Raw genomic sequence first — 12,526 nt, 5'->3', positions numbered from 1 at the left:
CGCGCCTAGTATATTGCGCCTTCGATCAGCCGCCGCCCGACGCCCATGCCGCGATGGGGCCGTTCGACAAAGGGGTGGTGCATGTCGATACCACGACGACCCAGCTGCAATTGGCTGAGCGGGCTCAGGACGGTGTAAGCTTCGCGACAGTAGCACAGCCATTACTTTCTCGAAGTAGGAAGAGTTGGAAGCTTGTCTTCTAACAAACTTCGATCATACGAAAGTGGCTGACTGCACACTTAGCAGACAGGTTCTGAAGTCAATATCAGCGTCGGCAGGTAGATCGAGTTCCAAAACTGTCAGCGCCCAAAGCCGCCCATCGCGGCAAGCCCCAACCGCAGTTTATCGCTCAGAAAAGGTGAAATCCAACCCAATTAGCGGAAGCAGAGACAGTTCAATCTTTGGCGTAGATGATTGTTCAGTCTGACAGCAATTGAACAACTTGGCCCGTTTCAGGTCTGCGTCTCGATTGTTCTGGCATTTCGATCACAAGAGAACGACCTGTATGGCAGGATTGACTATGCACGAGCGTCAAAGCACCAGAAGCTAAAGCTTCTTCGATCAGACACATATGTCCGATCAACATGCCTGCGCCGGCCTTGGCCTCTTCGACGGCAAGGCTGTAGAGCGAAAACTGAGGTCCACTTTGATCATCGCGCAGTTTATACCCAGTATTTTGGGCCCAAGTGGACCAATCGTCTTTCCAAGCCTGATCATGCAGTAGTGGAATGTCTTCAAATCCGTTTCCGCCTCGGGCGCGATCCAGAAGCGTAGGCGCGCAAACCGGAGCGATAATGTCCTTGCAAACAGCGATCTGCCTTGGCGATCCATCCGGCACGGCGAAGAAGATCGACAAATCGAACAGCTCACGCCCAAGAGTGGGCGGAGTTTCCATGGCTGTTACAGAAAAAGTGATGTCTGGCAATTGAGCTCTGATCTGACGCAGACGCTTGGGCAGCCAAAGTTGGGCAACACTGGGCAGGGATGCGATGTGAAAATCGGCCTTGGGCGTTAAGTTGCGCAACGCTCGGGCCGCATCGGCCACTTGGTCAAAGGCCGAGGTGAAATCCGCGACAAGTGACTGCCCTTCAGGGGTGAGCTCAACGCCCTGGGCATTGCGGCGAAACAGCGGGGACCCTGCCCAACCTTCCAGTGTTTTTATGTGTTGAGATATCGCGCCCGGTGAGACGCTCAACTCTTCGGCTGCCGCGGCAAAGCTTACGTGGCGCGCAGCAGCCTCAAAGGCGCGCATGGCGTTCAGAGGTGGTCCATTCGGGCGATTAGGAACAACGCTCATTTCAGAAGCCTTAGTTTTTCTACGCCAAGAAATATCAATTCTGCTTTGCGATGTCACGCGGCAGTCGTCACATTGAGAAAAACAGGAGATCGTCAGATGACACTTGCGCAAAGAAATTGGGTGCCCGCCGTAAGCGAAACCTTGGTTCAGGACATCGCAACAAAGGCCGCTGCGACACCGTCGGGTGATCTATTGGCCCGGATTGAGCATTTGGCAGAGGAAAACCGTCGCATCCACGAGAAAGAGTGCTTCAACCTAAACCCGGCAACCAATGTGATGAACCCCAAAGCCGAACTGCTTTTGTCTTCAGGCATTGGGTCGCGACCTTCCTTGGGTTACCCCGGCGACAAATATGAAATGGGGCTGGAAGCAATCGAAGAGATCGAAGTTATCGCCGCAGAACTGTGCGCCGAGGTTTTTGATGCCCAGTTTGCCGAAGTTCGCGTGCCTTCAGGCGCCATTGCCAACCTCTATGGGTTTATGGCGACTTGCAAACCAGGCGACACAATAATCGCTCCTCCCGCCTCAATTGGCGGGCACGTTACCCATCATGTAGCTGGTTGCGCCGGACTTTTTGGTCTGCGAACAATCGAAGCACCTGTGAACGCTAATGGCTACACCGTCGATCTGGATGGGTTGCGCGAACTGGCGAAGTCTGAGAGGCCCAAGCTGATCACGATTGGCGGCAGCCTTAATCTGTTTGAACATCCTGTGGCCGAGGTCCGCGCCATTGCGGACGAAGTAGGAGCATGGGTTATGTTCGACGCCGCCCATCAGTGTGGCATCATTGCCGGACGCGCGTGGTCCAACCCGTTGAAAGAAGGTGCGCATTTCATGACTATGAGCACCTATAAGAGCCTTGGTGGTCCGGCTGGGGGTCTGATCGTTTCAAATGAAGCCGAAATTGCGAAAGCGCTGGACGCGATAGCCTTTCCCGGCATGACTGCCAATTTCGATGCAGCCAAGACTGCTGCTCTCGCCGTCACGATGTTGGATTGGAAGGAATTTGGTTCGGCCTATGCGCGCGAGATGATCGCCATGTCACAAGCGTTGTCCCAAGCGTTGCACGAGCAGGGTGTTCCGATCTTCACTTGCCGGGATGGTTTTACAAATTCCCACCAATTCGCGGTTCTTGCGAAGGCTTTCGGCGGAGGTCAAACAGCATCCAAAAAGCTGCGGGCAAGCGGGTTCCTCGCATGTGGCATCGGCTTGCCGGTCGAACCCGTAGAGGCGGACATGAACGGCCTGAGGATCGGCACCCCAGAGTTGGTGCGGTGGGGTATGAGGTCCGACGACGCTGAGCGTTTGGCCGATCTGATCATGCGCGGCCTGAGTGGTGAAACTGTTCTAGCAGAGGTTTCCGACTGGCGCAGAGAGTTCGACCAGCTGCATTTCGTGAATTGAGATCAAAGCGGCCGTTTGAGTTGACCTCTCGAATTCCGGTCGCTTTGACAACATCCTTGGAGACGGCAAAGGGACGATTTGCCGCCGATCGTACTTGTTGGGTCGAGCGGGCTGTACAATCTCTGTCATCACCGTTAAGGGCGTGATCTTTCTTCTGCAAGGTGATCTATGCACAACCCCTTCGACCTGCCCAAGACGCTTTCGCAGGCGTTGACCCAAAAGGGTTACAGCGAACTAACACCCGTTCAAGTCGCGGTGACACAGCCTGAACTGGGCCAGATTGATTTGTTGGTGTCAGCGCAAACCGGATCGGGAAAAACGGTGGGTTTTGGCTTGGCGATTGCGCCAGATTTGTTGGACGGCGATGGCCGATTTGATCGCCCCGCGTCCCCTTTGGCTTTGGTCATTGCGCCCACACGTGAATTGGCCATGCAGGTGCAACGGGAATTTGACTGGCTGTTTTCTGAGGCCGGGATCGTTACCGCATCCGCCGTTGGTGGCATGGATGCGCGTGCTGAACGCAGAGCGATCGAGCGCGGCGCGCATGTCATTGTCGCCACGCCCGGTCGACTTAGGGACCATGTCTCTCGGGGTGTGATCGATCTGAGCGATCTCAGGGCTGTCGTCCTGGATGAAGCGGACGAAATGCTGGACATGGGGTTCTCGGAAGATCTGGAGTTCATTCTGGACCACACGCCTGAAAACCGTCGCACATTGCTATTCTCGGCAACGGTGCCGCGCGGTATCGCCAAGCTTGCCCAGACCTATCAAAAAGATAACGCTCGCCGCATTGAGGTCGGCAACAAAGACGCCCAGCACGCGGACATTTCCTATCTTGCGCTGTCTGTGGCCCCGTCTGATATCGAAAAGGCAATCATCAACCTTTTGCGTTTTCATGATGCGCAAACGGCGATCATCTTTGCCAATACCCGGTCTATGGTGGCCCGCCTTACAGCGAAGTTTTCCAACAGAGGGTTTTCCGTGGTTTCGCTTTCGGGTGAACTGAGCCAAACGGAACGCACCCATGCCTTGCAGGCGCTTCGTGATGGCCGCGCGCGTGTTTGTATCGCAACAGATGTGGCTGCGCGTGGCATTGACCTTCCCCGGCTTGAGCTTGTGATCCACGCAGATCTACCATCCAATGCGGAATCTTTGTTGCACCGGTCCGGGCGGACGGGCCGTGCCGGACGAAAGGGTACATCCGTACTGATTGTGCCGGGGCGTCAAAGGTCAAAGGCACAGCGCCTATTGAAATCCGCCAAACTGGAGGCCGAATGGGGTACGCCACCCTCCGCCGAGGAGGTGCTTGCGCGCGATGAAGAAAGGCTGATGTCCGATCCGGGATGGGGTCAATCTCCAAGCGCCGAAGAACAGGCCTTTGCCCAACGCCTTTTGCAAGAACACTCTGCCGAGAAAATTGCTGCGGCGTTTCTGCGTCTCTACCGCGAGCGCAATTCCGCGCCCGAGATTTTGGGTGATGTGCCCGAACCGGGTGCCCGCAAAAAACGGGACGCTTCGGATTTCGGGCCCAGCACTTGGTTTTCGCTGTCTTTGGGCCGCAAACAACGCGCCGAGCCGCGATGGCTGCTGCCCATGCTGTGTCGTAATGCGGGGATTTCCAAAGATGCAATTGGGGCCATTCGTGTTCAATATCAGGAGACATTCGTTGAAATCCTGACCGATGCCGTGCCTGCGATGAAGAACGAGCTTGGCCCAGAGCTTGACCTTGAGCAGGGCGCGCGTTTGACCGAATTGCCCGGCGTCCCGGATTTCGACGCCTCACCAAAAGGCCCCCCTGCGGCACCAAAGACGCCGCGTGCAGATCGCAAAAAGGACGTATCGCGTCGCGACTCTAAGCCCGCTGTGGATCCAAACGCCGCTGAATCCGAACAGAGCGCGAAAAAGCCCTCAAAGCGCCAGGATAACGTTGACAAACCACAGTCTGGCAAGCCGAAGCGGAACCATGGCAAGAGCCAGGGCAATCCTGAGAAGAAAACAACCGTCAAAAGCAACGGTATCGAGACCAAGCGGCGCAAGAACGCGGCTGATCCGTCAAAACCCATGGGTTCTCGGAAAGAACGCGCCAAGGGCCGGCAGGATGGCGACAAACCCAAACGCTTTAAGGTGCGCGCAGGAAAAGGCCCGGATGCGCGGCCGATGCGCAAAGGGTCACGGAAAAAGTGAACCCCATTGTTGCTTTCTGGTGGCATTGCAAAAGGTGCATCAGCCGAGCCATATGATGGATGCGATAAGCCGGGTTGGGATCCAACTGATCTTAAAACCCAACCCGGCGCGTCTTTGTGATCTATTCGCCTATTCGTACGGTTTCGCCGCTTTCTATCGCTTTTTGTGCCGCGTGTCCCATCCGTACGGCCCAAAGACCGTCCTTCAGGCTGACGTCCGGTTTGGCCTTTTCACCGCGCAGCACGGCCAGAAACCCTTCGTGCTGATAAAAGGTTGACCCATTGTGGTCTCCGGCCGCCAATATTCTGGCGTCTACGGGTACATCTATTGTCGTGGGCCCCTTGGGGCTGCGGGGGCTTACAATAACTTTGGGCACTGGTGGTTCCCCCAGATGATCCGGCCAGAAGCGCCCTGGGCCGGGAACCAGCGCCTCGACCTTGGCCTTGGCTCCAACAGCCGAAATTTCTTCCTGATACCGGGAGCCTTCTGCAAACATGCACAGCTCTAACATGGCCCGTGCGCCCGAGGCGAAATCGACAATGACGTACCCGTGGTCCAGAATATCGGGTGTTTCGCCTTCGTAGCTTTCGTCCAGATGGTTGACGGCTTGTCCGCCGCTTGCGGTCACACGCACCGGGTCGGATTGCAGGATCAAGCGCATGAGGTCGAAGAAATGGCAGCATTTTTCGACAAATGTGCCCCCGGTATTGCGATTGAACCGGTTCCAGTGGCCGACCTTTTCCAGAAATGGGAAACGATGCTCGCGGATAGACAGCATCTTCACGCCACCTGTTGCTTCCGCCTTGTCGATCAATGCAGCAATAGGGGGCATGTATCGGTATTCCATCGCAACCCAGATGGGGCAGGGATAGCTACGCTCAACCTCTTCTAACCGGGCCGCATCCTGTGGGTCGGTGAACAACGGCTTTTCCACCAACAACGGCAGGGGTCGCGTTTCGGCCACTTCGCAGATCTGGTCTACATGCAAGTGATTGGGGCTTGCGATGACAAGGCAATCCAACTCCGCGACTGCCAGAAGCTCTTTGACCGAGCTCACCATCGCGGCATCCGGTGCGATGGCTTTGGCAGCCTTTGCCATCACCGGATCCGGCTCAAAAATCGCCGCCACGCGCGTCCGTTCCAACAGGCCGATATTGTGCAAGTGCTCTTGCCCCATCATGCCGCATCCAATCAGCCCGTAGTTGATGGTTCGGGTCATGCGTGTTTCCTTTTACTTCAAACGTTGGACGTAGTTGGCCCGATCTGGGTCGAACCATGTTTTTGAGAATTCAACGGGTTCAGCGGTCTCTGACCAGCTGAAACGCTCGATATACCCCACTGTTTGGCCTGCTGGTTTGGTGAAGCTTTCGGGCGTCCAATCGGGAAGCGATTGGACCGAGACCCTGTCTTCGGCCCGAATGATCCAAAATCCCAATTGGCGTTGATAGTAGCGGTAAAGAGAGTCGGACAAGAGGGTCCGGTCGATCAAACCTGCTGATTCGTCCAGCCAGATTTCTTCGACGGCTATGATTGTGTCATTCAAGTAGCGCATCCGACGCACGCGTGATCCGCGGGTTGACTGTCCGAACGGGGGCAGATCGGAAGGTTTTTCCAAGTGATCCACCGACAGGATATCCGCGCGCGGCAAGCCGCCACCTTTAGGCAATTCAAGCCGGAACATCGCATAGACGCTGTTCTGTGTTCCTGTTTCCCGAATGTAATTGCCCGAGCCTTGGATGCGCTCGAGCATCCCCTTTTTTTCTAGCTCGGCGAGCGATTTTCGCAGCGTCCCGACCGAGACATTTAGTTCTGCGGCCAGCTCGCGCTCGGGTGGCAGGCGCTCGCCGTCTATCAGCCGACCCGCCGCGATGTCGCGGATCAGAAGCTCCGCAATCTGGATGTAAACCGGAAGGGCATTTGGGTTTCGATTAGCAGAGGGCACAGTCAGTCGCTTCACTTAGTCGCGGAAAAAATTGATACACTATTGATCTACATCAAAGCGATTGCTACGCAAGAGAAAAAGCAAACGCTGCGCGGAGACCGACTCAGATGACTATCGTCCCCATCACTTCCCCTGATCTGGATGCGGCAGAGGTCTCGTGGTTTGCTGCGCTCTGCTCGGACGACTACCAGTTCCTTGGAGTGCCCGATGGCGATCTGCGGTCCAGTTGGGCGCATTGTTCCGGCATCGTAAAAGAGGCCGAAGCGCAAGGGTTCCGCAATATCCTGTGCCCATCCTCTTATCAGGTTGGCCAGGACACGCTGAGCTTTGTCGCGGGCTGCGCCCCGATCACTGAAAAGATTAATATGTTGGCTGCCGTGCGGTGTGGTGAGATGCAGCCCATCATGCTGGCCCGCACCATCGCTACGCTGGATCACATGCTGAAGGGGCGGTTGACGGTCAACATCATCTCATCGGACTTCCCCGGTGAGAAAGCCGATAGTGCGTTCCGTTATCAGCGATCGCGCGAAGTGGTTGAGATTTTGAAACAGGCCTGGACACAGGATGAGATCAATCACGCCGGCGAAGTGTATAACTTCTCGGGTCTGACAACGGATCCTGCGAAACCCTATCAGACTGGCGGGCCACTGTTGTATTTTGGTGGATATTCACCTTCGGCTTTGGATTTGTGTGGTGAACATTGCGACGTCTACCTGATGTGGCCCGAAACCAAGGATCAACTTGCCGAACGGATGAAGGCCGTTCACGCTGTGGCCGAGAACTACAACCGCACGCTGGACTACGGCCTGCGTGTCCACATGATCGTCCGCGATACCGAGGCTGAGGCACAGGAATATGCGGATTACATCGTCTCGAAGCTGGATGACGAATACGGTCGCGCCATTCGTGAACGGGCGTTGGACGCGACGTCGCTGGGTGTGGCGCATCAGGCCAAGAACCGCGATCTGGCAGATGAGTATGGCTATGTCGAACCCGGTCTCTGGACTGGTGTTGGCCGGGCGCGGTCTGGCTGCGGTGCTGCTCTGGTCGGATCGACCGATCAGGTTATGTCGAAGATCGAGGAATATCAGAAGATGGGCATCCGCGCTTTCATATTCTCGGGCTACCCGCACATGGATGAGGCCAAGCACTTTGGTGCTCGGGTGTTGCCCAACTTGAAGACCTGCTCGCTGCCCGAAGCTTACGGGCGCGTGCCAGCAACGACCCCAGCGACCCCACTGGGCAACGGAGAACGCCGCTGATGCAACGTGTGAAATTATCTGACTCGCTTGAGATGAGCCGTCTTGTCTATGGCATGTGGCGGCTGGGCGATGACAGCGACACGTCCACAGGGCATGTGGTAGCCAAGATTCAGGCTTGCTTGGATCAGGGCATCACCACCTTTGATCAGGCCGACATTTATGGTGGTTACGCAGCCGAAGCTGTTCTGGGCAATGCCTTGCGCGCCAACCCGAGCTTGCGCCAGAAGATGGAGATCGTCACCAAATGTGACATCATCGCCCCGGTGGGCCGTTACGCGGATGCGAAGGTGAAATACTACGACACGTCGCGCGCCCATATTCTGAAGTCGGTCGATACCTCGCTGACAGAAATGGCCATTGACCATATCGACCTGCTGTTGATTCACCGCCCTGACCCGCTGATGGACCACAATGAAACTGGTGCCGCTCTGGACGAGGTTGTCGCCAGCGGTAAGGTGGGCGCTGTGGGTGTATCGAACTTCCGCCCGTGGGACTGGTCGCTGCTGCAATCGGCGATGAAGACCAAACTGGTCACCAACCAGATCGAGATCTCGCTGGGCGAGATCAGCCCTTTCACCAATGGCGATCTGGCGTTTCACCAGCAACACGGCCATCCGCTGATGGCGTGGTCGCCGCTTGGTGGCGGCCTGTTGATGGCCGGAAACCCTCCGGTCGGCGTTGTGGCCGATGAAATCGCAGCCGAGTTCGGTGTGGATCGCGCCGCCGTCGCTGTGGCTTTCCTGCTGGCACATCCGGCCAACATCCTGCCGGTTCTGGGAACCAACAATCTGGATCGGATCAAACGCGCCTCGGACGCGTTGAAAGTCAAACTGGATCGCGAAACCTGGTATCGCCTCTATGAGGCGGCACTGGGGCATGAGGTACCATGATGAACGCAATCTCAAAGGACATGAACCACACCTTCGTTCCACATAAGGACGACACCCGTACCCTGCGCGACGCCTTTGGTCGCTTTGCCACTGGGGTGACCATCGTCACCTGCGACAGCGCGGATGGTCCGGTCTGTATTACGGCCAATAGTTTCTCATCCCTGTCATTAGACCCGCCGCTGATCATGTGGGCGGGTGACCGCAATTCGCGGCGCTTCCCCTATTTCCAAGAGGCCCGTCATTTCAGCGTTCACGTACTGTCATCCGAACAGGCCGAGCTGTGCTTTGGCTGCTCCAAGGATGCCTTCGCCCTGCGCGACATCGCGCATGAGCGCTGCGAGAACGGAACGCCGTTGTTGTCGGATTGCCTGGCGCGGTTTGAATGCGAACAACATGCATATCACGATGCGGGCGATCACGTTATTGTTGTGGGAAAAGTTCTTAGGGCCAGCATGGCGGACGGAGACGCGCTGACCTTTTATGCCGGGAAACTCGGCCAATTCGCGCAGCACTAAGCGCGATCTGACGGCCGTGGGACATACCCGCGGCTGAACAAGGGAGGATCCGCATGGGCGGACTGGCATCGGTGCTTGTGCCGATTGCATTCGTGAACGAAACCGTGCTGCGTCTGGGCCGCGCGGTTGGTGTCGTTGCGATTGCACTCATGGTCATTGCAATCCTGATTCAGGTGTTCTTCCGATATGTTCTGGGCAATGCGCTGCCCTGGCCGGATGAGGCCGCGCGGTTCTGCATGTTGTGGATGACCGGTCTGATGGCCCCCACGGCGTTTCGGCGCGGGGGTTTTGTGGCCATTGATATGCTAGAGCGCTTTTTACCGCGTTTTATTGGCCAAACGCTGAACCTCTTCCTGTTGGTAATCTCGCTCGCCGTGCTTTTGGTCGCCGTCAATATCGGCTGGTCCGAAGTGACTGGCTTTGGCGGTAGGTTCGCCACCGCAGCGCTATACCTGCCCACATCTTTCGGGTTCGACGAATGGTACCGCATCCCGCGTAGCTGGATGATGGCCTCGCTGTTGGTGGGGATCATCTTGCTGATCTCGGTGAATATCGAGTTGATCCTGCGATCTTTCATCACTCTGCTGGGCGGAGGTCACCTGTTGCCCGAAATTCCTGATGCGGCAGTGGGGGCCGAATAAATGCTGATCTGGTTCCTGCCCACCTTTCTGATTTTTCTGCTGATCGGTCTGCCGGTCTTTTTCGCCCTTCTGGCCGCGCCCGGTATCCTGCTGTGGCTGAATGGCCAAACCAACGACATCACGCTGCTCTACCGCAACGTCTATAACGGCATGGACAGTTTCCCGCTGATGGCGATCCCCTTCTTCATGCTGGCCGGAGAGCTGATGAACCGAGGCGGCATCACCATCCGTCTTGTCGAGTTTTCACAGGCGCTTATGGGCCATCTGCGTGGCGGTCTGGCACATGTGAACGTGCTGAGTTCGATCCTGTTTGCGGGCTTGTCCGGCTCGGCAGTCGCAGACACCTCCGCCCTAGGGTCCATGCTGATCCCGGCGATGGAGAAACAGGGTTATACCCGTAAATTCGCTGCGGCGATCACAGCGGCAAGTTCGGTGATCGGACCGATTATTCCGCCCTCGGGCATCATGATCATCTATGCCTACGTCATGGGCGAAAGCGTGGCTGCCCTGTTCCTCGCGGGTATCGTCCCCGGTGTGATGGTTGGTGTCGGCCTTATGCTGATGATCAAACTGATGGCTGACAAATATGACTTCCCGGTCGCCAGCCGGAAATACACCTGGCCCGAGCGTCGTCAGGCCAGCCTTAAAGCCTTCTTCCCGCTGATGACCCCGGTCATCATTCTGGGCGGTATTCTCGGCGGTATTTTCACCCCGACCGAGGCTGCAGCCGTCGCCGTAGGCTATGCTTTCATCATCGGCTTCTTCGTTCTGCGCACTTTGACATGGAAAGAGGTGCCCGAGGTTCTCAGCAACGCAGGCATGACCTCGGCCGTCGTGCTGCTGCTGGTTGGTGCGGCGATGGCGTTCAAAACTGTGGTCAGCCTCAGCCATGCGCCCGAGCAATTGGCTTCACTGATACTCAGCCTTTCGGAAAACCCGCTGATCCTACTATTTCTGATCAATCTGCTGCTTTTCATCGTCGGTATGTTCTTGGACGCCGGTCCCGCGATCATCATTCTCGGGCCCATCCTTGGCCCGATCTTCACCAGCCTCGGTGTTGACCCAATTCACTTCGCCATCATCATGAGCGTCAACCTGACCGTTGGTCTGGCCACCCCACCGATGGGCTTGGTCCTGTTCGTGGCCGCCGCCGTGTCACGCGAACGGGTTGAGACCATCGCCAAAGCGATCCTGCCATTCCTGGCGGTCGAAATCATAGTGATCTTCCTGATCACCTACATCCCCGCACTATCCATGACCATCCCGCGCATAACGGGGTTTGCCAACTAACTGAGTTCCACAGGGAGGAAACGCATGCTCAGAAACTTTATCAAAACCGCAGCGGTGGCCACATCGTTGGTGGCCGCGTCTGCCGTGGCCGCCACAGCCGCAGACTACACGCTGCGCGCCACTGCCAATTCGAACGAAAATGACGAGGACTACGACGGCCTGATCGTCTTCAAGAACTATGTCGAGGCCGCCTCGAACGGTGCGATCGAGGTCGAGCTGTTTATCGGCACGCAGCTATGTTCGAACGGGGCCGAGTGCTTGCAAGGTGTGGCAGACGGAACCATAGACATCTACATCTCCACCTCCGGCGGTGCGTCGGGCATTTTCCCATACGTGCAGGTTCTGGATTTGCCATATCTGATGGCCGATGACCGCATTGCAGAACATGTTCTGTCCGGTGACTTCACCCGTACCATGCGCAACATGGCGCTTGAGGACTCGGGCGGCGCGATCCGTTTGATGACCATTGGCAACACCGGTGGCTGGCGCAACTTCGCCAACACGCAGCGCCGCATTGCCGAGCCTGCGGATATGGAAGGGTTGAAAATCCGCACCGTGGTTGCTGACCTGCCGCAGGAATTGGTCAAAGCGCTGGGCGCCTCGCCCACCCCAATCCCGTGGCCCGAACTGTTCACCAGCTTCCAGACCGGCGTTGTTGAAGGGTCCAAGAACGGCATCACCGACATCATGGGCATGAAATTCCCGGATGCGGGTCTGCAGTACGTCACGCTGGACGGGCATGCATACATGGGTGCGCTGTGGTGGATGAACAACGCCAAGTTTCAGGAGATGCCCGAGGACATGCGCCGCGTCGTCGTTGACGGCTTCTATGCGCTTCAACAGGCTACCTTTGCCTCACCCAAGCGCAAGTCGATCCAAGCCTATGAGGATTTTGTCGCCGGTGGCGGCGATCTCTATGTGCTGACACCTGACCAGAAGGCTGCGTTCAAAGAGGCCGCAACGCCGGTCTATGACTGGTTCCAGTCCAATGTTGCCCGTGGGGATGAGATCTTTGTTGCGTTGACAGATGCGGTGGCGGCGGCTGAGGCCGATGTGAACGCGTCGCGCGATGCGGATCTGAACTAAGCTTCCGGGTCGGGC

General features: G+C 56.9%; 11 protein-coding genes. 8 read left to right on the top strand and 3 right to left on the bottom strand.

Features of this window, described 5'->3' with window-relative positions:
- Nucleotides 1-418 precede the first annotated feature (418 nt).
- Nucleotides 419-1,297, bottom strand: coding sequence for a LysR family transcriptional regulator (locus I9187_RS16175; RefSeq protein ID WP_209940249.1), 879 nt, complete (start codon nt 1,295-1,297; stop codon nt 419-421).
- Between the two features lie 96 nt (nt 1,298-1,393).
- Between I9187_RS16175 and I9187_RS16170 the strand changes: the two genes are divergently transcribed.
- On the top strand, nt 1,394-2,701 hold the full coding sequence (locus tag I9187_RS16170) for an aminotransferase class I/II-fold pyridoxal phosphate-dependent enzyme (protein WP_209940248.1): 1,308 nt from the start codon (nt 1,394-1,396) through the stop codon (nt 2,699-2,701).
- Nucleotides 2,702-2,869: 168 nt separating this feature from the next.
- Nucleotides 2,870-4,885, top strand: a complete 2,016-nt coding sequence (locus I9187_RS16165; protein WP_209940247.1) for a DEAD/DEAH box helicase — start codon at nt 2,870-2,872, stop codon at nt 4,883-4,885.
- Between the two features lie 121 nt (nt 4,886-5,006).
- On the opposite strand, the gene I9187_RS16160 is transcribed toward I9187_RS16165, so the two are convergent.
- Together I9187_RS16160 and I9187_RS16155 are read right to left on the bottom strand one after the other, a co-directional pair.
- A complete protein-coding gene (locus I9187_RS16160; protein ID WP_171238743.1) occupies nt 5,007-6,104 on the bottom strand; it encodes a Gfo/Idh/MocA family oxidoreductase in 1,098 nt (365 codons plus the stop codon).
- A gap of 12 nt (nt 6,105-6,116) precedes the next feature.
- Nucleotides 6,117-6,827 carry a GntR family transcriptional regulator gene (locus I9187_RS16155; protein WP_171180711.1) on the bottom strand — a complete coding sequence of 237 codons (711 nt, stop codon included), beginning with the start codon at nt 6,825-6,827 and terminating at the stop codon, nt 6,117-6,119.
- A gap of 107 nt (nt 6,828-6,934) precedes the next feature.
- Between I9187_RS16155 and I9187_RS16150 the strand changes: the two genes are divergently transcribed.
- The 6 genes from I9187_RS16150 to dctP are packed head-to-tail and all read left to right on the top strand — an operon-like array spanning nt 6,935 to nt 12,511.
- The gene (locus tag I9187_RS16150; protein WP_171180562.1) at nt 6,935-8,089 is read left to right on the top strand and encodes an LLM class flavin-dependent oxidoreductase; all 1,155 of its coding nucleotides are present in this window, start codon (nt 6,935-6,937) and stop codon (nt 8,087-8,089) included.
- Complete coding sequence (locus tag I9187_RS16145) at nt 8,089-8,979, top strand: aldo/keto reductase (RefSeq protein WP_171180564.1); 891 nt, start codon at nt 8,089-8,091, stop codon at nt 8,977-8,979. The genes I9187_RS16150 and I9187_RS16145 overlap by 1 nt, the downstream gene beginning before the upstream one ends.
- The gene (locus I9187_RS16140; protein WP_171180566.1) at nt 8,979-9,494 is read left to right on the top strand and encodes a flavin reductase family protein; all 516 of its coding nucleotides are present in this window, start codon (nt 8,979-8,981) and stop codon (nt 9,492-9,494) included. The genes I9187_RS16145 and I9187_RS16140 overlap by 1 nt, the downstream gene beginning before the upstream one ends.
- A gap of 53 nt (nt 9,495-9,547) precedes the next feature.
- The gene (locus I9187_RS16135; protein WP_171180567.1) at nt 9,548-10,135 is read left to right on the top strand and encodes a TRAP transporter small permease subunit; all 588 of its coding nucleotides are present in this window, start codon (nt 9,548-9,550) and stop codon (nt 10,133-10,135) included.
- Nucleotides 10,136-11,425: a TRAP transporter large permease gene (locus tag I9187_RS16130; protein ID WP_170337175.1), complete on the top strand. Its 1,290-nt coding sequence runs from the start codon at nt 10,136-10,138 to the stop codon at nt 11,423-11,425.
- A 24-nt stretch (nt 11,426-11,449) separates the two neighbouring features.
- A complete protein-coding gene (dctP, locus tag I9187_RS16125; RefSeq protein ID WP_171180569.1) occupies nt 11,450-12,511 on the top strand; it encodes a TRAP transporter substrate-binding protein DctP in 1,062 nt (353 codons plus the stop codon).
- Nucleotides 12,512-12,526 lie beyond the last annotated feature (15 nt).

Origin of the sequence: Ruegeria sp. HKCCE4148 (assembly GCF_017872495.1) — a bacterium.
Classification (GTDB): domain Bacteria; phylum Pseudomonadota; class Alphaproteobacteria; order Rhodobacterales; family Rhodobacteraceae; genus Ruegeria.
This window is presented reverse-complemented; position numbering and strand designations above follow the sequence as displayed.